The organism is Acinetobacter sp. ANC5681 (assembly GCF_023488045.1).
Taxonomy (GTDB): domain Bacteria; phylum Pseudomonadota; class Gammaproteobacteria; order Pseudomonadales; family Moraxellaceae; genus Acinetobacter.
Map to the genome: position 1 here is coordinate 19,369 of NZ_JAMFKZ010000017.1, position 22,727 is coordinate 42,095.

Below are 22,727 nucleotides of genomic sequence, written 5' to 3' on the forward strand. Positions count from 1 at the left end.
ATTAATCCTCATCATCAAATTCATCTTCAGAAAATGCGTTATCATCTAAAGAAGTATCAAAAATTAAAATTGCTTTACCATCAGTTTGAATCATGCCTTGATCTTCAAGTGTTTTTAAAACACGACCAACCATTTCACGTGAACAACCCACAATACGACCAATTTCTTGACGTGTAATACGAATCTGACGACCATTCGGTAGAATCATTGCCTCAGGCTGCGCAGATAAGTCAATTAAACAACGAGCAATACGACCAGATACATCGATAAATGCTAAGTCAGTGACTTTACGCGTTGTATTCTTCAGACGGCGAACAAGCTGAGCAAATACAGCATAGCTCAGATCAGGGTATTGTTTGCTGAGTTCGTGGAAATTTTCATATGAGATTTCTGCAATTTCGCAAACATCTCGAGTACGTACTTCTGCGGTACGTTGAGGGTTATTTTCAAACAGCCCCATTTCACCAAAGAAATCACCTGGATTGAGATATGCAACAACAATTTCACGCTCATCATCTTCACGTAATATGATTGACACTGAACCTTTTAATATTAAATACAGTGATTTTGATTCCGTTCCAGCGTCAACAATCGTGGTGCGTTTAGGGTATCTATTAATATGAGCACGTTTTAGCAATGCTTTAACTGACTCAGGTAATTGACCTGGAGACAAAGCATCAGTGCTAAGATGTGAAAAATTTGAAGTCATGCTTAAAATTTCCGAATTTGGATAAAACCGATCGCACAGGCTCCATGGAGCCTTTTCTACACAGAAGAGATGAAATTCCTTATCAACTCATTTTATGTTAGTGTACAAGAACTGAAGTAAATTTATAACGTTTTTCGGGTAGTTGCAATGCAAACAAGTGTACATTGGTTAGAGAATGTTGCTTTTGAAGCGAAATCAGAAAGTGGTCACAGTGTAGTGATGGATGGTTCTGCTGAGTATGGTGGTGAAAACCGTGGGCCACGTCCTATGGAGTTGATTTTAATGGGACTTGGTGGGTGTGCTTCGTTTGATATTGTGACTATTTTAAAGAAATCACGCCAAGATGTGACCGATGTTGTATGCCAGTTAAAAGCGGAGAGAGCTGATTCTATTCCTGCGGTGTTTACAAAAATTCACTTACATTTCCTAGTAACAGGTAAAGCGGTTAAAGCAAAGCAAGTTGAAAAAGCAGTTGAGCTTTCAGCAGAAAAATATTGTTCTGCGAGCAAAATGTTGTCTGATGGTGGTGTAGAAATCACACATGACTTTGAAATTATAGAAGCTGATTAAGACTTAATTATTAAGTTTAACTAAAAAGTGATCTATTTGTTTAGATCACTTTTTTATCGACATAGTTTTTATTTCAGTAATAATTGTGGGTCTACCCGTGCATCATTTAAACTCATTCCCCAGTGCAGGTGTGGACCAGTGACTCGACCTGTATTTCCCACTAAACCTAAAAGTTTAACTTGAGTAATATGTTGTCCCTTTGAAACCTCAATTTTACTGAGATGGCACAACATACTGATTAAACCTTGACCGTGATCAATCAAAACAGTCTTAGCATTGAAAAAATAATCACCAGTTTGAACGACAATGCCATCTGCTGGCGCTAAAACTTTTTGGCGAATTGGTGCTGGAATGTCTAGACCTGAATGTGGGGCGCGTTCTTCATTATTAAACAAACGTTTGCGTCCAAATGAGTTACTAAATTTGCCTGCTGTTGGTGGAATAAAACTTGGAAATTCAGTCCAATAGCTTTGACTGAAAGAATTATAAATCTCATTTTGTTCTTTTGCTTCCGAAGCATATCGATCAAGTTGATTTTGATTCGGATTAACATAGTCTTGTTTTTTTACATTGAGGTGTTGTTCAGCATATTGATATGGCAGTATTTCAATCTGTATGGGCATAGTATTGGTTGCTAGGCTTAACGTTCCCAATGGGGTAGAAAGAGGAATTCCAAAAATAGCGTATCGTTGAGTGCCTTCTTGTGTAATTAGAATCGGTTTTTTCTCATAGAAAACTTGGGTAATCGTTGATGGAATTGGAATAACGGCTATACCGCCTGCATGTCGTGAATTCTGTGGTAATTAAGCGATAGCCATCTGAATAGGGAAAAGCAAATACTAGCTATTACAATTCTTCTTAAATGCATAACGATCATTTTTAAATGAAGTAAAGACTTAAGGTAAAAGTTTCACCCTAAAATAACAATATGGATATAGTTTAAATCAGAATAGATAGAAAATTATACAAAATATACTTGAAATAGATTGTTTATATACCCATATTATTACTGAGTTTTATAAAGTTTAATTTAAACAAAATATTGAAAAATATATAAATTTTATTTGAAATTTTAAAAAGTGTTCCCATCTTAGTGATAAGTTAAAAATTTGTTGTGAGGAATAACAAGAATGCGTTTTGAAAAATTTACCAACCGTCTACAGCAAGCTCTTTCAGATGCACAATCATTGGCAATGGGTAAAGACCATACTTCTATTGCGGGTATTCATATTTTATCGACTTTACTAGAAGAGCCTGCCAATTTAAGTTTGTTGCAGCAATCAGGTGCACGCTTGCCAGAGTTAAAACAAAAGTTAGAACAAGCAATAAGAAATGCACCGACTTTATCAAATCCAACTGGAGATATTAATCTTAATCCTGAAGCGGTAAAGATCTTAAATTTAGCTGATCGTTATGCGCAAAAAGCAGGTGATGAATTCTTATCAACAGATTGGGTGTTATTAAGTTTAGCGGAAACGGGTGAAACCAAAACGATATTAAACAGCGTTGGGGTAACACCAGATAGTTTACGCAAAGTAATTGAAAATATTCGAGGAAATGACAAAGTCATGAGCAATAATCATGAAGATCAACGCGATTCATTGAATAAATATACCATTGATTTAACAGAACGTGCTTTGGCTGGTAAGCTTGATCCAGTAATTGGTCGTGATGATGAAATACGTCGCACGATACAGGTTTTATCACGCCGAACTAAAAATAACCCAGTCTTGATTGGTGAACCTGGCGTGGGTAAAACTGCGATTGTTGAAGGTCTAGCGCAACGAATTATTAATGGTGAAGTTCCTGAAAGTCTAAAAAGTAAACGGGTATTGTCTTTGGATCTAGGTTCGTTGCTTGCAGGTGCTAAATATCGCGGTGAGTTCGAGGAACGTTTGAAAGCCGTTCTGAATGATCTTGCAAAACAAGAAGGTGAAGTCATTCTATTTATTGATGAATTACACACGCTTGTAGGTGCAGGAAAAGGCGATGGTGCAATGGATGCAGGTAATATGTTGAAACCTGCTTTAGCACGTGGTGAGTTGCGTTGTGTTGGAGCAACAACTTTAGATGAATATCGTCAATATATTGAGAAAGATGCTGCCCTAGAGCGTCGTTTCCAAAAAGTACTCGTTGATGAACCAAGTGTGGAAGATACCATTGCGATTTTACGTGGTCTAAAAGAAAAATATGCAACGCATCATGGCGTGCAAATTTTAGACTCAGCAATTATTGCAGCTGCAAAAATGTCGCATCGTTATATCACGGATCGTCAATTGCCTGATAAAGCCATTGATTTAATTGATGAAGCTGCTTCACGTATCAAAATGGAGATCGATTCTAAACCCGAAGCTTTAGATAAACTTGATCGCCGTTTAATCCAATTGAAAATGCAATTAGAAGCAGTGAAGAAAGATGCAGATGCTGGCAGTAAAGCTGAAGTGAATCATCTTGAACAGCAAATTGCTGAAAAGCAAAAAGAATATAATGATCTAGAGGAAATTTGGAAAGCCGAGAAGACGCTCGTTGAAGGTGATAAGAAAGCTCAAGTTGAATTGGATCAAGCCCGTGTTGCTTTAGAAAAAGCAAAACGTGAAGGTGATTTGGCTGAAGCAGCACGCTTACAATATGGCGTGATTCCTGAGTTGCAAAAACGCTTGGAACAAGCGGAAGTCGCTGAGGAAAATGAAGAACCGAAGCTAATTCGTACCAAAGTGACTGAAAATGAAATTGCTGAAGTAGTGAGTGCGGCAACAGGCATTCCTGTGGCGAAAATGCTACAAGGTGAACGTGAAAAACTACTGAATATGGAAGAGTTTTTACATAACCGTGTAGTCGGGCAACATGAAGCTGTGGTTGCAGTTTCCAATGCAGTCCGCCGTTCACGTGCAGGTTTATCTGATCCGAATCGTCCGAGTGGATCATTCTTATTCCTTGGACCGACAGGTGTGGGTAAAACTGAGTTAACTAAAGCATTAGCAAACTTCTTGTTTGATAGTGATGATGCCATGATTCGTATTGATATGTCTGAATTTATGGAAAAGCATTCGGTCAGCCGTTTAGTGGGTGCTCCTCCGGGATATGTGGGTTATGAAGAAGGCGGAGTTTTAACAGAAGCTGTTCGTCGTAAGCCATATAGTGTGGTGTTATTTGACGAAGTGGAAAAAGCTCATCCAGATGTATTCAATATCCTGTTACAGGTATTGGATGATGGTCGCTTAACTGATTCTCAAGGTCGTGTTATCGATTTTAAAAATACGGTCATTGTGATGACATCTAACCTGGGCTCACAAGATGTACGTGAATTAGGTGAAGGTGCAACTGATGAAGAAGTTCGAACAGTGGTAATGAGTGCTGTAACTCAGCATTTCCGTCCAGAGTTCATTAACCGTATTGATGAATTAGTCATTTTCCATTCGTTGAAGAAAGCTCAAATTCGTGGTATCGCGGATATTCAATTGGATCGTTTACGTTCACGTCTGAGCGAACGAGATATGGCTTTAACTGTTGATGATAGTGCATTTGATCTATTGATTGATGCTGGTTTTGATCCAATCTATGGCGCACGACCACTAAAACGTGCAATACAGCAACAAGTTGAAAATAACTTGGCTCAGAAAATTTTATCTGGTGAATTCCAGCCCGGAGATAATATTCTGATTAAAGGTGATAGTGGTCAGCTTGTGTTTGATAAAATGAAACTTAGCTAAATCTAATTTGAATGATTGGCTAAAAAGATGGCGATGAAAATCGCCATCTTTTTTTATATCAGTGCAATTTATCTGATTTCTTAAGGAATATTACCAATGACATTGCGATTTTATGAAAAGCTTGCTAGTTTCGGAATAAATAAGAAAAAAATTCAGGATGAATTAAAATGGAGAATAAGCAGCATTATTACACTTATATTGGTGTAATTGTGTTCATAACAGCATTTCCGATCGTAGGTTGGGCTGTACAACCGATGACAGAGGGAACTTTAGCCTTACAAACAGGTATGTTGACCAAGGCGCTGCCTAATATTATTGAGAAAGCACAGCGAGATGCGATGCAGCCAGAAGAGGAGCGTTGGCGTACGCAACGTGTTTTAAGCGATCGTAATTTACGTGAAATAAGTTAGTATGCTTGCTGAAGGTGCTTTATCACCTTATGAAGAACAAAAGAAAACGTCTGTAATGGATGTGCGGGAAAAGAAGAAAGCAAGTATGAAGCCCCATGATGAGGCTCCAGATAACTTCATGATTTATGAGTTTGATTCTCCTAATTTGAAAAGAACCAAATTCACATTTAAATAATGAGAAAAATCATTCCTTAAATTTGATTATGTTGGATTTTCCAAGCACGATGAATTTTTTGATTACGTTTAAAGTCTAAGCCTATCGTTTCAGAAGTAATTTCTTCGACATGATAGATTGCTTCGATTTCTTCATCTAACTCAAACCCACGATAGTTATTGGAGAAGTACAAAGTACCATCACTGGTTAAACGATTCATTGCACGTTTGAGCAGGGAAACATGATCGCGCTGTACATCAAATGTACCATAAAACTTTTTTGAGTTAGAGAAAGTTGGAGGATCAATGAAGATGAGATCATATTGTTCATGACCTTCTTTTAACCATTCAAAGCAATCACTCGAAAAGAACATATGTTGTTCATCAGCATGATCTACCGTTAAACCATTCAATACAAAATTTTCTTTTGACCAATTCAAATAAGTATTTGATAGGTCGACACTCGTGGTACTTGCTGCACCGCCAAGTGCTGCATGTAAGCTAGCAGTTGAGGTATAGCTATAAAGATTAAGAAAGTGTTTGCCACGTGCTTCTTTGGCAATTCTTAGACGAATTTGACGATGATCTAAGAATAAACCAGTATCTAAATAGTCTGTTAAATTGACGAGAATTTTAGCTTTGCCTTCCTGTACAATAAAACGTTTAGACGCAGTGCTTTGTTTCTCATATTGATTGGTTCCCGTTTGCTTTGCACGGGTTTTGATAAAAATTGCGTCACGATTTAAGCCAGTCACAGCACGGATTGCAGCAAGGGCAAGGTTAAAACGTTTTTTGGCTTTTTCTGGATCAATGGTTTTAGGTGGTGCATATTCCTGAACATGCAGTCTATCGCCATATAAATCGACAGCAATGTTAAAATCAGGTAGATCGGCATCATACAAACGTAAGCAAAATATATTTTCTTTCACAGCCCATTTCTTCAAGGCCTGCATATTTTTTTGCAAACGGTTGGTAAAGTCTTCCGCACCTTCGATTTTTTCAAATTGCTGAGGTTGCCACGTCGCTAAGAATGGTTGAACTACGGCTGCAGGTTTTACTGTGCCGAAACGCACGTAGATTGGTAATTTACCATTCATTAAACGTAAGGTTTGTGGGTCATTAAACGCCAGTACATCTGCCTGTTCAACCTGTGCGGCAATAATTGCAGCACGCTGGTTTGGAAAATTCTTCTGTAATAAAGCCGATAAACCCAGATATAAAGAACGGTTTGAGGCTTTATCTCCCAAACGTTCCCCATAAGGAGGATTGGTCACAATAAAGGCTTTCTTGCCCTCGGCCTGGAAGTCATCCCAGTCCGCTAAAGTACGTTCTTCAATCTGAATCTGGTCAAGCAGTTTTTCAAAACCCGCAGCAATGATATTTTGACGAGTGGCCTTGACTGCTTCCCAGTCTGCATCATAGGCATAAAATTTAGGTAAAGCCTGTTCCAATGCTTTCTGATGGCGTTCTGCTGCTTCCGCCTTAAGCGATAACCAGAGATCACGGTCATGCCCATGCCAGCCATTAAAACCAAAACGTCTGATTAAACCTGGCGCACGATCCGTTAAAATCATGAGGGCTTCAATAATGAATGTGCCTGAACCACACATTGGGTCAAGAATAATGTCAGGCTGATATTGTGCTAATTGAGCTTTTTGTAGAATTGCCGCTGCCAGATTTTCTTTAATTGGCGCATCGGTCATAAAACGGCGATAGCCACGCTTATGCAGAGAATCACCAGATAAATCCAGACAGTAGGTGTGTTCAGTTTTACCTGCCAACACATAAAGCGTAATTTCAGGCTGCTTGATATCAATACTTGGACGTTTGCCTACCGCCTCCATAAAGGAATCCACCACACCATCTTTAACTCGTAGGGTGGCAAATTGGCTATTGACCTTAATTTCACGTTCAACATGCAGGCGCACTGCAAAGGTGCTTTGTGGTGCAAAAATTAAAGACCAGTCAAAACTGATCGCACCCTCATAGAGTTCTTCCGCCACATCACGGGCATCATGCGAATGTTCCAACTCATGTCTATGAATTGGCAAAACCACTCGTGAGGCAAGACGTGACCACATACAAACGCGATAGGCCTGTTCCAGTGTGCCTTTAAAAATTAAACGCCCTGCAAAACGTTGAATGTCCTGAATACCAAAGCTTTCCAGTTCTTGTTGTAATAAGGTTTCCAGTCCATCCGCACAAGTCACCCAATATTCTGTTAGACGTGGTTTAGCGTTCATTCAATGTTCCAAAGCGGTTTTAGCAATCGGCTATTTTAACTGATTTTAGTTAGGAAAAGCGGGTTTTCTTTTTGTGTTTAGCCTTTCCATGTGCTGTAGATTGAATCTAGATCATGATCCAAGGCATATTGTGAAGCTCTTTGGATTAGTAATACGGTATTACTTATTTAGATTGAATCACTTCTTTGCTTTAAATTTTCAGCATATGTTTTTTACTTATCAGATAAGTTCACCATGTCATAAAATAATTTTTATTTGTTTTGAATGGTTGGTACATATTTTGCTTTCTAAAGCTGAATTATCAAGAAATACTTCTCCCAACGATGTGAGGACGTTATGAAAGCCAATATGAATCAAGAAGTTATTTTAAATGCTGAAGCTTTTGCAATCGCAACCCAAATGTATGTGCGTTTAAGACGAGTCTGTAGTCGTGTGATTGATGTGATGTATTTGGTGCATGATCAAGCTTATGCTCGATATATTATGCAAATTGCACTGGAAACGCGCGATGCCGAATTAGCGCATTATGTTGAACGTTTAAGTCATTTGCTTGATTTATATCCTGAGCCTGAACCAGCACTATTTGTAGCAGAACCAAAGCAAACAAATGATGAAGAACTTTACTTTGCCGAAGTCACTGAAGAGGAAATCTATCGGGCACAAGTATCGCATCACTATATTGGTGCGCTCCGCTAGCCGAATCTGTTGCAACTCTCTCATTTAATGCAACATAATGGTGAAAAGTTGTTCTGCGAAAGTAGAGAAATTGGGCTACACTATGCAAGTTTTGGTGATTCGACCTATAGGAATCTTTTATGCATATTGCAGCCCTGCATCAACCAAGTCAGGTTCAATTGAATCAACAAGGAAATTTAAAGCACTTCTTAACCATTGAGGGTCTTTCTAAAGAAAGCCTGACCAAGATTTTAGATACCGCACAAAGTTTTTTAGACGACAATAATAATTTGATTAACCGTCCGTTATTAGAAGGGCTGACGGTAATGAATCTTTTTTTTGAAAACTCTACTCGAACTCGCACTACATTTGAGGCTGCAGCAAAACGTTTGTCTGCAAATGTTCTGAATATCGATATTGCACGTTCAAGTACCTCTAAAGGTGAAACGCTGCGGGATACGCTTTGGAATTTGGAAGCGATGGCTGCGGATATTTTCGTAGTTCGTCATTCATCTTCTGGGGCAGCACATTTTATTGCTAAAGATGTTTGTCCTAAAGTGGCAATTATCAATGCAGGTGATGGTCGTCATGCGCACCCAACGCAAGCGATGCTAGATATGCTGACCATTCGCCGTGAAACCAAGAAGCCATTTGAAGACTTAACTGTGGCGATTATTGGTGATATTAAACATTCGCGTGTAGCACGTTCCAATGTGGCTGCTTTACAAACACTAGGTTGCAAAGATATTCGCGTGATTGCACCAAATACGCTGTTACCAGTTGGTTTTAATGAATATGGCGAAAATGTACGCCTGTTTAATAAAATGGATGCAGGCGTAACAGACTGTGATGTGATTATTGCATTACGAATTCAAAATGAGCGTATTGATTCACCTGCATTATCTTCACAATCTGAATTTTACAAAATGTATGGACTTAATAAAGAACGCTTGGCGCTCGCTAAACCTGATTGCATCGTGATGCACCCAGGGCCGATGAACCGTGGTGTTGAAATTGATTCAAGTATTGCGGATGGAGATCAATCGGTTATTTTGAAACAAGTAACCAACGGTATTGCAGTACGAATGGCGGTACTGGCACTTGCGATGCAAGGGCAGTTACAAGAACAAGGTTTAATTGAAGCGATTGCACTTTAAAGGATAGATCACATGAGTATTGTAAAAATTGAAAATGTCCGTGTGCTCGATCCAATTCAAAAAACTGATCAAGTTCAAACGGTTTATATTAATAATGGTAAATTGGTTGATAGCGCAGATCAAATTGATAAAACGATTGACGGTCAAGGTAAATGGTTAATGCCAACCATGGTTGACTTGTGTGCACGCTTACGTGAGCCAGGTCAGCAGCAGCATGGCACCCTGAAGTCAGAAGGCAGGGCAGCCCGTGCCAATGGGATTCTGCATGTCATTACTCCACCAGACTCAAAACCTATCGTACAAGATAATGGCGCACTTATTCATGGTCTGATTGAAAAGGCACAACTCGATGGCGGTATCTATTTACAGATCATTGGCGCACAGACGCAAGGACTAAATGGAAAACAGCCGGCTAATATGGCAAGTTTAAAGAAAGGTGGTTGTACTGCTGTTTCTAATGCCAATGCAGCATTTGAAAATGATGATGTTGTGATTCGTACTCTTGAGTATGCTGCTGGTTTGGATTTGACCGTTGTCTTCTATGCCGAAGAGCCACAGCTTGCAAAAGATGGTTGCGCGCACGAAGGTTTTATCGCTTCTCGTCAAGGCTTACCAATGATTCCAGCGATCGCGGAAACAGTTGCAATTGCTAAATACCTTTTGATGATTGAAGCAACAGGCGTGAAAGCACATTTTGGTTTATTGTCTTGTGGTGCGTCAGTTGATTTGATTCGCGCAGCTAAAGCTAAAGGTTTGCCAGTCACTGCGGATGTTGCGATGCACCAATTACATTTGACTGAACAACTCACTGATGGTTTTAACTCACTTGCGCATGTTCGCCCACCATTACGTTCTGAGCAAGATAAAGCATTGTTACGTCAAGGTGTGAAAGAAGGCGTGATAGATGCAATTTGTACTCATCATGAACCATTAAGTAGCTCAGCAAAAATGGCGCCTTTTGCAGAAACACAACCAGGAATAACGGCTTTTGATACTTATGTGGCTTTGGGTGTACAACTGATTCAAGAAAGTCTGTTTGAACCATTAGAATGGGTTGAAAAAGTGACTTCAATTCCAGCGCAGGTTGCAAATATGACTGAACGTTGGAAGCAAGAAGCAGGTTGGGTGTTGGTTGATCCAGAACTAGAGTGGGTAGTATCAAAAGAGACAATTTTATCTCAAGGTAAAAATACACCTTTGCTAGGCCAGACCTTGAAAGGTAAAGCGGTACAGACATTCATCTAAACTTTGTTTCTGAGCAGAATAGGTTTTGTGACTTATTCTGCTTAACTTTTTAGTGATTTAATTCATTATTAGAAATTTTCCGTAAATAATTTAATAATGGATAGCTTTGCTTGTATATAGGTCGAATAAAAATGAGAATTACATTTATTGGTGCAGGACGTGTTGCTTATCATTTAGCAAAAGTATTACATCCTGATCACCAGATTGTACAAGTTTTTAGTCGTGATTTAGAAAAAGCAAATCGTTTAGCATCTTTAGTGGAAGCTACTGGGATTAATCATTTTGATCAATTAAATCCCAATACTGATCTCGTTATTATTGCCATATCAGATCAATCCATAGCTGATGTTATTCAGAAAATTAATCATTATTTACAGCAAGCATTAATTGTTCATACCTCAGGAAGTACCAGTTTAGAGGTGCTTTCAACAGTACATGAGAGATCTGGCGTATTTTATCCCTTACAAACTTTTAGTCATGAGCGTGCGATTGATTGGGCAGAAACACCTATGTTTGTCGAGGCAGTTCGGCACAACGACTTGGAGTTGCTCGCTTCATTAGCACATAGTCTGACTCCGAAGGTTTATCAATATAGTTCTCAACAACGTCAGACATTACACATGGCTGCTGTTTTTGCATGTAATTTTAGCAATTACTGTTATGATCTTTCTAAACAAATTGTTGATGAGCAACAGGTTGATTTTTCTTTACTTTATCCATTGATTTTAGAAACTGCTCAAAAAGCAACGATCAATAATCCTAAAGAAATGCAAACAGGTCCTGCAATGCGTGGTGATGAAAATATTCTAAAAATGCATCAACAGTTATTAGAAAAGAATTCAGGAAGCGATCTTGTGGATGTTTATAAACTTTTAAGTGAAGGTATTATGAAACGACATTTACACGGAAAATAATGATAGGGAAACCATTTCATTTTATTTGTGATGGACAAAATTTGAATGATTTTTAATATCAAGAGATGTTAGAACATCATGTATTTGTATATTAGAAAATCGAGCGATTATCTCTAAATACATTGAGCTTATATAATTTGTTAAATATCAGCTTAAAAAAAGAATGTAAATGTGCCTCAAGCTTAATCAATTTTTCTGTTTAAAACGATGTTTACATTTGAGACAAAGATAGTCTTGGAAAATATTTTTGTCGATCGCCACACCTGCTTTTTTCCCAAAAATATTACCCGCGATTCCTCCAGTAATTCCGACACTAATTGCACCTACAAATGTTCCAATAGTCCCACCCACAATGACGCCTAATGGACCTGCTACAGTACCAATCGTGGCACCAACTGATGCACCTGTTGCAGCTCCACCCACTGTTCCAGCCGTAGTTCCCGCCGCCGTCATTAGAACTCCGCCTGTTGTTTTTAGTAATTTGTTATGATCACGTACTTCGATTTCTGTAGAACCACATTTGGGGCATTGCAGTATTTTTTCCATAAAACCAACCTATCTTCATCATTGAGTTAAATCATTACAGTGAATAGCACTCATTGTTTATGAAACGATAACTTCTTAAAGGGATGTAAAAATTATCTGTTTCTTATTTTAGCTAAATATGAGTAAAAAATATTTATAGATCATGTAAATAGAACAACTTAGGTTTGATCAGGTTTGATTCTATAAAGTCAGTTCGATAATAACGGTTTGAGAGATATAGTTTTTATCGTCTATGGACATCAGAGAGCATTCAGTTTTTTGTTCTTTTAAGATTTTAAAAAATGAATATGAGTAAGCCAATAAGAGATAAATAGCATTAAATAAATCATATTTAATGCTATTTGTATTTGAAATTTTAAGAGTCATTACTTAATTTTTTTAAAAATAAAGTCATTGATCTTGTGACCAGATTCGAGTCCGCGACGCTCAAATTTGGTTACTGGACGCCATTCAGGGCGAGGGTAGCTATTACCTTTACCTGCTAAATTTTCCATGTCTGGACGATCATCTAAAATATCAAGCATCCATTCTGCGTATGGCTCCCAATCAGTAGCAGCATGGAAGGTACCTCCAAGCTCTAACTTCTGTTCAACCAGTTGCATACGTTCATGAATCACAAAGCGGCGTTTAAAGTGGCGCTTCTTCTGCCATGGATCTGGGAAGTACAGTTGCACACAGTTAATGCTGTTGTCAGGCATTTCACGTAATACTTGAATCGCATCTGCATCAAGTACAAATAAATTCTTCAAGCCAGCCATACCAGCTTCATACACGCATTGTGCAATTCCTGGTACATGTACTTCGATTCCGACAAAATTACGTTCTGGATTGGCTTTTGCCATGAGTACCAAAGAACGCCCCATACCAAAGCCAATTTCAACAGTTAAAGGTCGTTCAGGGTGTTCAAAGTGTTGACGTAAATCACCAACAGGGTATTCCAAAATTAAATCACGATAATCTTCTAAAGCAGTCCGTTGTGATGTATTAAGCGGAGCTGAACGACGCATAAACGTCACAATTTCACGGTGCTCAGACAAATTGTCGAGTTCCGTAATTTGCGTTTCTAACTGATCGTTTGACATGATTCTGGAGATATAAATATAGAAATGCCGTATTTTAAGGGTTCATCAGGTCAAGTCAAATCTTTAAATGATTTTATTTGATCATTTGTTTTTCCAAACGATCAAAAACTTGTAAAAAAATCTTCATGTTTTTGTCACAGAGATTGAATAGCCTAATGTCGATTTAAACATTAAGTAAAAATTTATGAAAAATTTTAAATTCCATTCGATTGCAATTTGTTTAGGCTTATTGGGGGCTTCTTCGGTATTTTCTGTGGCACATGCCCAGTTGATGTTTAGCCAATATATTGATGGTAGTAATAATAAAAAAGGATTAGAAATTTATAATCCAGATCAAACAGCCGTTAATTTAGCTGATTATGAGATTCAACAGTTTAATAATGGTGGTACATCTAAGCCATTTGTCTATCCTTTAGTCGGAAATCTTGCGAGTAAGGGGCGCTTTTTAGTTGGACATACTGCCTTACAAACTGAGTTAGGGGATAAGGTCAATCAAGTCGCTGCACTTTCGTTTAATGGCGATGATGCCATTTTATTGGTTTATAAAGGCAAAGTGGTAGATCGTTTTGGAAGATTGGGTGAGCAACCAGCTTCTGGTGGCTGGGGCACAACAACAATTAGTAAAGCGAATAGTTTTACTCGCTTGCAAACGGTAAATCCTGTAGCTGAGGTTGATCCTAAAACTATATTTGATCTTGATAATTCTTGGCGTGCATGGAAGGATCGGAATGATTTTTCAAATCTAACAGGCTCAACAACACCTCCTATTACTGAAATAGTCAGTTGCTCAAGTACGGACACCGCGATTGCAGATTTAAATAATAAAGCAACTCAAGGGCAAAACTATACGCTCCGTGGTGTGATCACTGCTGATTATCGTTATGAAAATGGTTTCTCTGGTTTCTATATTCAAACTGTTGATAGCAAAGCTAAACCAAACGTGAGTAATGCGATTTTTGTTTATATTCCAGCAAGTAGCTCTGTTAAAGGCGGGCAAGTTGGGGATGAAGTGATCTTACGAGGACGTTTGACTGCGTATCAAAACCAATTACAGATTGATCAGTTACAGCAAAATATTTTGACCTGTAATAGCAATATGACAAGTCAGGTACAGCCAAAAAGTGTTGATTTACCGTTTAATAGTTTGACTGAATTAACTGCAAATTCACCGCAACTTTATCAAGGGATGTTGGTAAAACTACCACAAACTTTAACCATCAGTGAAAATTATAATTATGGTCGCTTTGGTGAGCTGTCACTGAGTAAGGAGCGATTATTTATTCCAACAAATTTATATCCACCTTTATCTGCTGAGGCAAAAGCATTAGCACAGAAAAACTTATTATCGAAGATTATTTTAGATGATGGTTATAACAATCAAAACAGAACGCCTTGGTTGCCGCAGAGCTTCAGTGCAACAAATAGTTTGCGCTCTGGTGATCAACTTAAGAACATTGAAGGGATTTTAGAATATCGTTTTAATGGTTGGCGCATTCAACCTATTCAGGGGCGTAATCTCCCAGAATTGGTCACTAAAACACCTTCAAGACCAAATGTCTCCACTAAAGATACGCAGTTGATTCGTGCAGCAGCTTTTAATGTCTTAAATTATGACAATGGCAAAACAGGATTTCCTACTGAGCGTGGTGCATCTAGTCAATCTGAATTTGATAAACAGCATCTGAAAATTATTAAAGCTTTAAAAGCAATTGATGCCGATGTATACGGTTTGATGGAAATTACAAACAATGGCTATGATAAAAATAGTGCAATTGCATATTTAACCCAAGCTTTAGGCGCTGATTGGAAATATGTAGTTCCTGAAAATCAGGATCGTTTAGGAACAGATGTGATTGCTGTTGCTATTATTTATAACAGCAAACGTGTAAAACCTGTGAACAAGCCAGTTGTACTTGATTTAGGTGATAAGAATAGATCAACGATTGCGCAAACTTTCCAACCGATTTCTGGAAAGCAAATGTTCACGATTATTCCTAATCACTTGAAATCTAAAGGATGTACAGGTGTTGATACGAATACAACAGACGCTGATCAAAAAGATGGGCAAGGTTGTTGGAACCCGACACGTGTGAAAGCTGTTGAACAACTCGTTCAATGGATGGCAAAAAATCCAACTCAGGTAGAAAAGCCAAACATCTTAGTTTTAGGGGATATGAATAGTTATGCTAAAGAAGATCCGATTCAGGTGTTTGAAAAGGCAAATTACAAAGTTCTATTAAATGACAAAGTTGTAGGGCAAGGTGAGCAGGCTTATAGCTATGTATTTGGTGTATCAAGTAATGCGGAAGGCTATGGCGGCGCAGGCAATTTAGATCACGCAATTGCAGATGCAAATTTATATAGTAAAGTAAAAAAAGCATTTACTTGGCATATCAATGCAGATGAACCAACAGTCTTAGATTACAACGAAGAATATAAAACCGATGCACAAAAAGCATTATTTTTCTCAGAAGATGCATATCGCTCTTCAGATCATGATCCTGTAATTGTTGATCTTGATATGAGTGATGCCGAGAATAAACCTTCACCGTCAAATACTTCATCGGGGAGTTTTGGATGGTTATCGATCTTAGGTCTTTTGGGTCTTGCAAGTTTTTCCAAGCGCTCAAGAAAAGATAAAGTGTGATCTATGCAAAAAGAGGAGGATAGAAGTAATCTATTCTCCTCAAAAAAATGATCTATTTGAGCAGGATATATACGATGATAATAAAAAGTTGACATAAGACTACTTGCAAAATCATGTAATTTCACTAATAGTCAGATCATTCAGTATTTTTTACTTTTTTTGACAAATTTGTGGAAACACATTTTGCAAATTATGGTAAAGCATTTTAGAACATAAGAGTTAGATAACAAGGATCAATTATGAAGTTGTATTACTCACCTGGTGCTTGCTCATTGGCAGCACATATTATTTTAAATGAAATAAATGTAGATTTTGATTTAGAACGCGTTGATCTAAAAACACATAAAACCTCGAAAGGGGTAGATTATTATGAAATTAACCCGAAAGGTTATGTTCCAGCTTTAGAGATTAATCCTGGTTTAATCTTAACTGAGAACGTTGCAATTTTACCGTTTCTGGCACAACACGATCCTAAACAGGATTTAATCCCACCATCGGGCATGGGGCGTGCCAAAGTCCTTGAATGGTTAGGTTATTTAAATTCTGAGTTGCATGATGCTTATGCAGTTTTCTTTAGTGGTAAGTTAACGGATGATGAAAAAACCAAAGCGTATGCTGAAGTAGATCGTTTACTGAAATATATCGACAATTATTTAGCTGAATCAGAATATGATTATTTAGTGGATGATAATTTTGGTCCAGCAGATGCGTATTTATTTGTACTTACAAATTGGTCAAATCATATTGAACACGATTTAACACCATATACTCATATTATCGCTTTGCGTAATAAAGTGGCTGAACGTCAGTCGGTACAAATTGCAATGCGTGATGAAGGATTACTCGGTTAGTTTTCTTTGCATTAAAAAAAGCCTCTATGATAGAGGCTTTTTTATGATCAAATTATTGTTGAGCTTTTTGTTTTACATCAGCAGCGCCGTTTTCAACTGCACCAGCAACTTTAGCAGTTGCATCACGTGCAGCGGCTTCAGTTTTTGCAGCAGCTTCAGCAGTTGCATGAGCAGTATGATCAGCAGCAGCGTCGATTTGATCAGCAGCAGTATCTACCGCAGTAGCAACATTGCTCGCTGCAGAATCAGCAGCATTTTTCACATCAGCGCCAGCTTGTTCAGCAGCGTTTTCTAAATGTTCGCCAGTAGTTGCCCCAGTTTCAGGCGCTTTATCTTTATTACAGCCTACAAGCGCAACAGTAGCAGCGAGACCTAATGCAACAAGTAATTTATTCATTTTCATGTTTCCTTTTCTTTGTGGCATCCAATAGGTATGGATAGCGAAAATATAAACATAAATTGTATGAATAATAAAGTTGAAAATTTGTTGATAACTTGTAAAAACACGCACTTACATTTTTTAAATGTAAATGCGTGTACATGTTTTTAGATTATTTTAAACACCAGAGCGGATCATATAATCAAAAGCGGATAGAGACGCTTTGGCACCTTCACCAGTCGCGATGATGATTTGCTTATAAGGCACGGTGGTACAGTCACCCGCAGCAAATACACCTTTGACATTGGTTTCATTTCGATCATTGATCACAATCTCACCACGATTGCTGAGTTCAACCGCACTGTTCTTCAAGAAATCTGTGTTTGGCAATAAACCAATCTGCACAAAGATTCCTGCAAGCTCAACTGTATGCTCAACATCAGTCGCACGATCTTTATATTTCAATGCAGTGACTTGTGAACCATCTCCCACAACTTCAGTACTGAGCGCATTCAAAATCACAGTGATATTGGGCAAGCTGTTTAACTTGTCTTGCAACACTTGATCTGCACGAAGCTTGGTATCAAACTCAACCAACGTCACATGTTCCACAATCCCTGCAAGGTCAATCGCTGCTTCTAGACCAGAGTTACCACCACCAATCACCGCAACACGTTTGCCTTTGAATAATGGGCCATCACAGTGTGGGCAGTACGCAACACCACGGGTACGGTATTCCGCTTCACCCGGTACATTCATTTCTCTCCAACGTGCGCCTGTTGAAAGAATAATGGTTTTCGATTCAAGCTTAGCCCCATTTTCCAATTCAACTTCAACCAGACCATTGGCTATCTGATCTGCACCTGTGATCTTGCTGACACGTTGTAAATTCATGATATCCACACCGTACTCACGTACATGGGCTTCCATATCTTGAGCAAACTTTGGACCTACAGTTTTTTGAACCGTGGTGAAGTTCTCAATGTCCATAGTATCCATGACCTGACCACCAAAGCGTTCAGCCACGATACCTGTTTTGATACCCTTACGTGCTGCATAAATCGCTGCTGTACCACCTGCAGGACCACCACCAATCACCAATACATCAAAAGCATCTTTGGCATTAAGTGCTGCGGCATCTTTTTCAGCTGAGTTGGTATCTAACTTCGCCACGATTTCTTCCAAAGTCATACGACCTTGTCCAATATGTTCATTGTCTTGAAACACCATCGGTACAGCTAAGATTTTGCGTTCTTCAACTTCTTCTTGGAAGAAACCACCATCAATCATGGTCGCCGTTGTATTCGGGTTATAGATTGCAATCAAGTTGAGTGCTTGAACCACATCTGGACAGTTATGGCAGCTCAATGAAACAAACACATCAAAGTTTGCTTTTAAATTTAAGCCTTTGATCTGGTTCAAGACTTCATCAGATACTTTAGGTGCGTAACCTGATACTTGTAATAAAGCCAAGATCAAAGAGGTAAACTCATGTCCCATCGGTAAACCAGCAAAGAACACACGTGGTTGTTCACCTGCTTTAGCTACACCGAAACTCGGACGGCGAGCGTTTGAACCGTCAAAACGCGCCGTAACTTGGTCAGAAAGTTCTGCAATTTCAGTCACGAGTTCTTTGATTTTTGCAGCTTTGTCTGATTCATCTAAAGCCGCAACTAACTCGATTGGACTTTCTAAACGTTCTAAGTAAGCTTTTAATTGAGTTTTAATATTTTGATCTAACATGTATTTCTCCAAATTCTAAGCAGTTCAAATCAGCTAAATTCATTCGATGAAGCTATAGTACGCAAAACTAATAAATAGGTAAAACAGTATGTTTTTATGGGTTTGATCGGATTTTTGAATTTAAGATAAAATAAACATTTTGAAGATTTTTATACCTAAAAATTTGAATATATTCAAACTTGTTATATAACTGCAATTATTTCATGACGTATATAAGGAAGCAGCAAATGGTATTACAACGTGGTATTTATCAACACTACAAGGGTCAAATTTATCAGGTATTTAATGTTGCTAGACATAGTGAAACTGAGGAACAACTTGTTGTATATCAATGTTTATATGGTGATTATTCAATGTGGGTGCGTCCATTATCGATGTTTGTTGAAACAGTTGAACTTGAAGATGGGCAAGTTATTCCACGTTTTAAATTAATACAAGCGACTTAAATTTGAACTTTTGCTTTTGAGCATTACGGAGACAAGACATGACGAGCGCCGTTTTTTTACAACGTATTGCTGATTTATATGATGAACTTAAGCAACATGATGCTCGGCAGTCTGATCGTTTAAAACGTTACCGAAATATTGAAGCAGAATCTGCTAAGTTACTTGGGATGTTAGTACGTACTCAGCAATCAAAGCAGATTTTAGAAATTGGAACATCGACGGGATATTCAACCTTATGGTTGGCTGAGGCTGCAAAATCGGTCGGAGGTAAAGTTCAAACCCTAGAGATCAATGCTTTCCGAAGTGCTCAAGCCAAGAAATATGCTGAAGAATTTGGATTAGAGCGTTTTATTGATTTTTGGGTCGGCGATGCCTCAGATTATTTGGCACAAGCAACTGAATCCTATGATCTAATTTTATTAGATGCGGAACGTGGCTGCTATGTGAGTTACTGGAATGATTTAAAACGTCTATTGCAGTTCTCGGGTAATACATTGATCGTTGATAATGTGATTTCGCATGCTGCTGAGGTCAAAGATTTTCTTGAGTTGATTAAAGCGGACGAAAATTATATGAGTACTATTTTACCTGTAGGTGCAGGTTTATGTCTGGTTGTCTTGAAGTAGATGCGTTTGATCTTGATGTTTTGAGCGATAGCTCTGGGGACTACAACCTAATACTTTGTTAAATGCGCGGGTGAAGTTTGCAGGGTTGGAATAACCCAATTCATAGGCAATATGGGTGATGGTAAAGGTTGAATTTTGTAGAAGGTCGATAGCGCGTTCAATGCTGATCTGCTGTTTTAAGGCATGAAATTCAACTCCTTGTTGCTGTAAATAGCGTTGCAGGGTTTTGGTAGAAATATTTAGAACTTTAGCGCATTCGGTTAAGGTCGGCACTTGATTGGCTTGTCTTAGCATCATGCTGACCCATTCAACAATTTCGCCCTGATGGTAAATTTTTTGAATCTGTTCCTGACAACGTTGTTCAACCACTTTTAGGCTATGAGCATCCGCCAAAGGTAAGGAAAGTGCCAACTGTTGTTGATCAATCACGACACGGATGCCAGACATCCACGTATAGTTAAAATAAAAGCTGGCTTTGACTAAATGTAGATAACGTTCCTGATACACAGGTTCAGGAATGCTTAGATAAACCTGATAACGTTGTAGTTGCTGTCCAGCCAGTTCCAGCAGGCTGTAGTAAAAGCCAACCGCGATTGCTTCAATATGAAATGCTAAACATTGCTTATTCATTTGTAAGATTGGTTCAAGTAATAACTCAACTTTATGTTGATTAGTTGGAAATTGAATCGATAGCTTAAAGCTTGGCATAATTAGCCGAAAATATTGTGCGATTAATCTCAATGCATGTTCTAAATTTGGACTGGTCATTAATGCATATCCAACCAAACTATGCGAACTGAGTTTTAGATTTTTACCGAGTTCAAAAGCCAAATCTTCTGTGTTAGGTAGGCTCAGGCCAAGTGCAATAAATTGTTCAATTTGTTGAATTGATAAAAGTTCAGTTTTAGAGAGTTCGTTATGAAATGCGTTTAATACCTCATTATCATATTGATGAGTACCAATCAGAATTTCGATCAACCGCAAGTAATAACGAGACGGAATAACAGGGATTTGCTGTTTTTGCACAATAAAAAACCACTAAAGTCTTAAAATGATAATATCAAGTCTTAAAATGATAATATAGAGTGACTGCAAAAGAACACAATCAATTCAAGCAAAACATTTTGTGTTTGATTGAGGAGTTTCTAATGAATATGCATACTCAACTGGATGTAGAGCAAGCAACAACAACTTTTAAAGATAAAAAACGTCATTTGTGGTTATTGGGTTTGGCAGTACCGACCATTGCAATGAGTGGTTTAGCAGGTTATCAATTTGGACCGGAAAAAACCAAAAAATTATTTGCCTCTTTTGGCCCATTATTTATTCATGGTGTTATTCCTGCATTGGATAAGTTAATTGGTGAGGACACAGAAAATCCACCACTTGATGCGATTGCAGATTTAGAAGCTGATCCATATTATTCTCGAATTGTTAAACTTTTTATTCCATTGCAATATGCGACCAATATTTACGGCACTTATTTGGCAAGTCGTAAAGGTACATCACTTGCAGATCAAGCGTTATTGGGTACGTTGGTGGGGATGGTGAATGGTATTGCCATCAATACGGCGCATGAATTGAGTCATAAAAGTGGTCGTCTCGAACATTATTTATCACATTTGGCATTAGCTCCATCGGGCTATAATCACTTCCGTATTGAGCATCCATATGGTCATCACCGCCGTGTTGCAACGCCAGAAGATCCAGCATCATCTCGACTTGGTGAAACTTTCTGGAAATTTTTACCTCGTACAGTGATTGGTAGTTTCAAATCTGCGATCGAAATTGAGAAAAATCGTTTAGAGCGTAAAAAATTGCCATTCTTCTGTAAAGAGAATGAATTGATTCATGGTTGGGCGATGTCTGCTGTGTACCATGCTGCTATGTTTAGCAAATTTGGAGTGCGTTCAGTACCGTTCCAAGTGACACAGGCTGCCTATGCGATTACTTTGTTTGAATCAGTAAATTATATTGAGCATTATGGTTTAAAACGTGAAAAGAAAGCCAATGGTCAATATGAGCGTACTTTACCTGAGCATAGTTGGAACAATAACAATGTAGTGACTAACTTGTTCTTGTATCAATTACAGCGTCACTCAGATCATCATGCAAATCCAACACGTAGCTTCCAAACTCTACGTCATTTTGAAAATGCACCACAGTTACCAGCGGGCTATGGAGCGATGATTTTACCAGCCTTTATTCCTTCATGGTGGTCAAAAATTATGGATGATCGAGTAGTAGAGCATTACAAAGGCAATATGGAGAAAATTAATATTCATCCAGACGCAAAAGAAAAAATATTAGAGAAGTATGCTGAACAAGTTGAAGTCGAAGCTGCTTAATAAATTTAAATAAAAAAACCAGCCTTAATATAGGCTGGTTTTTTTATTTATGAGGCTAAAAGATAAAGTCGTTTAAAATGCAGATCAAACTCAAGGTATTTATGGACAAAAGCAGTCTTATCAGTTGTGCGTAGCAAATTGTCATACACAAATTCTGGAACAGGGTGATAAAGCTCGGCTGTGCCATTGCTGTAAAAAATTTTTAAGTAGCGTGAAGAAATATCATATTTCCAAAAGGTTACAACAATAGTTTTTTCCATATATTTGCCCCCA

19 protein-coding genes and 2 pseudogenes are annotated in these 22,727 nt (G+C 38.2%); 12 read left to right on the forward strand and 9 right to left on the reverse strand.

Going from position 1 to position 22,727, the window contains the following annotated elements; all coding sequences use genetic code 11:
* Position 1: 1 nt before the first annotated feature.
* Positions 2–709, reverse strand: a complete 708-nt coding sequence (gene crp / locus M5121_RS10680) for a cAMP-activated global transcriptional regulator CRP (protein ID WP_004662603.1) — start codon at positions 707–709, stop codon at positions 2–4.
* Between the two features lie 147 nt (positions 710–856).
* On the opposite strand from crp, the gene M5121_RS10685 reads away from it, so the two are divergent.
* On the forward strand, positions 857–1,279 hold the full coding sequence (locus M5121_RS10685; RefSeq protein WP_249571164.1) for an OsmC family protein: 423 nt from the start codon (positions 857–859) through the stop codon (positions 1,277–1,279).
* A 68-nt stretch (positions 1,280–1,347) separates the two neighbouring features.
* Here M5121_RS10685 and M5121_RS10690 read toward each other — a convergent pair.
* Positions 1,348–2,147, reverse strand: a pseudogene (locus M5121_RS10690) (peptidoglycan DD-metalloendopeptidase family protein).
* Between the two features lie 262 nt (positions 2,148–2,409).
* Between M5121_RS10690 and clpB the strand changes: the two are divergent.
* Together clpB and M5121_RS10700 are read left to right on the forward strand one after the other, a co-directional pair.
* Positions 2,410–4,989, forward strand: coding sequence for an ATP-dependent chaperone ClpB (gene clpB / locus M5121_RS10695; protein ID WP_249571165.1), 2,580 nt, complete (start codon positions 2,410–2,412; stop codon positions 4,987–4,989).
* A 167-nt stretch (positions 4,990–5,156) separates the two neighbouring features.
* Positions 5,157–5,574, forward strand: a pseudogene (locus M5121_RS10700) (hypothetical protein).
* Between the two features lie 16 nt (positions 5,575–5,590).
* Here the strand turns inward: M5121_RS10700 and rlmKL are convergent.
* Positions 5,591–7,795, reverse strand: a complete 2,205-nt coding sequence (gene rlmKL, locus M5121_RS10705; RefSeq protein ID WP_249571166.1) for a bifunctional 23S rRNA (guanine(2069)-N(7))-methyltransferase RlmK/23S rRNA (guanine(2445)-N(2))-methyltransferase RlmL — start codon at positions 7,793–7,795, stop codon at positions 5,591–5,593.
* A gap of 336 nt (positions 7,796–8,131) precedes the next feature.
* On the opposite strand from rlmKL, the gene M5121_RS10710 reads away from it, so the two are divergent.
* The 4 genes from M5121_RS10710 to M5121_RS10725 all read left to right on the forward strand — a co-directional run bounded on the left by M5121_RS10710 (position 8,132) and on the right by M5121_RS10725 (position 11,786).
* Positions 8,132–8,491 (forward strand): hypothetical protein, encoded by a 360-nt coding sequence (locus tag M5121_RS10710; RefSeq protein WP_249571167.1) that lies wholly within the window; start codon positions 8,132–8,134, stop codon positions 8,489–8,491.
* Positions 8,492–8,610: 119 nt separating this feature from the next.
* Positions 8,611–9,627, forward strand: a complete 1,017-nt coding sequence (locus M5121_RS10715) for an aspartate carbamoyltransferase catalytic subunit (protein WP_005159617.1) — start codon at positions 8,611–8,613, stop codon at positions 9,625–9,627.
* A 12-nt stretch (positions 9,628–9,639) separates the two neighbouring features.
* On the forward strand, positions 9,640–10,872 hold the full coding sequence (locus M5121_RS10720; RefSeq protein WP_249571168.1) for a dihydroorotase: 1,233 nt from the start codon (positions 9,640–9,642) through the stop codon (positions 10,870–10,872).
* 131 nt (positions 10,873–11,003) lie between these two features.
* Positions 11,004–11,786, forward strand: coding sequence for a Rossmann-like and DUF2520 domain-containing protein (locus M5121_RS10725; protein WP_249571169.1), 783 nt, complete (start codon positions 11,004–11,006; stop codon positions 11,784–11,786).
* 186 nt (positions 11,787–11,972) lie between these two features.
* Here the strand turns inward: M5121_RS10725 and M5121_RS10730 are convergent, their stop codons facing one another.
* Together M5121_RS10730 and trmB are read right to left on the reverse strand one after the other, a co-directional pair.
* On the reverse strand, positions 11,973–12,332 hold the full coding sequence (locus M5121_RS10730; RefSeq protein WP_087545230.1) for a hypothetical protein: 360 nt from the start codon (positions 12,330–12,332) through the stop codon (positions 11,973–11,975).
* Positions 12,333–12,697: 365 nt separating this feature from the next.
* Complete coding sequence (gene trmB, locus M5121_RS10735) at positions 12,698–13,414, reverse strand: tRNA (guanosine(46)-N7)-methyltransferase TrmB (RefSeq protein ID WP_249571170.1); 717 nt, start codon at positions 13,412–13,414, stop codon at positions 12,698–12,700.
* Positions 13,415–13,598: 184 nt separating this feature from the next.
* Here trmB and M5121_RS10740 point away from each other — a divergent pair, with 184 nt between their 5' ends.
* Together M5121_RS10740 and M5121_RS10745 are read left to right on the forward strand one after the other, a co-directional pair.
* Positions 13,599–16,061, forward strand: coding sequence for an ExeM/NucH family extracellular endonuclease (locus M5121_RS10740; RefSeq protein WP_249571171.1), 2,463 nt, complete (start codon positions 13,599–13,601; stop codon positions 16,059–16,061).
* 239 nt (positions 16,062–16,300) lie between these two features.
* A complete protein-coding gene (locus M5121_RS10745) occupies positions 16,301–16,912 on the forward strand; it encodes a glutathione binding-like protein (RefSeq protein ID WP_249571172.1) in 612 nt (203 codons plus the stop codon).
* A gap of 52 nt (positions 16,913–16,964) precedes the next feature.
* Here M5121_RS10745 and M5121_RS10750 read toward each other — a convergent pair whose 3' ends face one another.
* Positions 16,965–17,309, reverse strand: coding sequence for a hypothetical protein (locus M5121_RS10750; protein WP_087547500.1), 345 nt, complete (start codon positions 17,307–17,309; stop codon positions 16,965–16,967).
* A 159-nt stretch (positions 17,310–17,468) separates the two neighbouring features.
* A complete protein-coding gene (gene ahpF, locus M5121_RS10755) occupies positions 17,469–19,034 on the reverse strand; it encodes an alkyl hydroperoxide reductase subunit F (RefSeq protein WP_249571173.1) in 1,566 nt (521 codons plus the stop codon).
* Between the two features lie 227 nt (positions 19,035–19,261).
* On the opposite strand from ahpF, the gene M5121_RS10760 reads away from it, so the two are divergent.
* Together M5121_RS10760 and M5121_RS10765 are read left to right on the forward strand one after the other, a co-directional pair.
* The gene (locus M5121_RS10760; RefSeq protein WP_004662574.1) at positions 19,262–19,480 is read left to right on the forward strand and encodes a DUF1653 domain-containing protein; all 219 of its coding nucleotides are present in this window, start codon (positions 19,262–19,264) and stop codon (positions 19,478–19,480) included.
* 38 nt (positions 19,481–19,518) lie between these two features.
* On the forward strand, positions 19,519–20,106 hold the full coding sequence (locus M5121_RS10765; RefSeq protein WP_249571174.1) for an O-methyltransferase: 588 nt from the start codon (positions 19,519–19,521) through the stop codon (positions 20,104–20,106).
* Here M5121_RS10765 and M5121_RS10770 read toward each other — a convergent pair.
* A complete protein-coding gene (locus M5121_RS10770; RefSeq protein WP_249571175.1) occupies positions 20,083–21,132 on the reverse strand; it encodes a helix-turn-helix domain-containing protein in 1,050 nt (349 codons plus the stop codon). The genes M5121_RS10765 and M5121_RS10770 overlap by 24 nt on opposite strands.
* A gap of 122 nt (positions 21,133–21,254) precedes the next feature.
* Between M5121_RS10770 and M5121_RS10775 the strand changes: the two genes are divergently transcribed.
* Positions 21,255–22,454, forward strand: coding sequence for an alkane 1-monooxygenase (locus tag M5121_RS10775; protein ID WP_249571176.1), 1,200 nt, complete (start codon positions 21,255–21,257; stop codon positions 22,452–22,454).
* Between the two features lie 47 nt (positions 22,455–22,501).
* Here the strand turns inward: M5121_RS10775 and M5121_RS10780 are convergent, their stop codons facing one another.
* Entirely contained in the window at positions 22,502–22,714 is a 213-nt protein-coding gene (locus M5121_RS10780) for a KTSC domain-containing protein (RefSeq protein WP_249571177.1), read from the reverse strand.
* Positions 22,715–22,727: the final 13 nt, after the last annotated feature.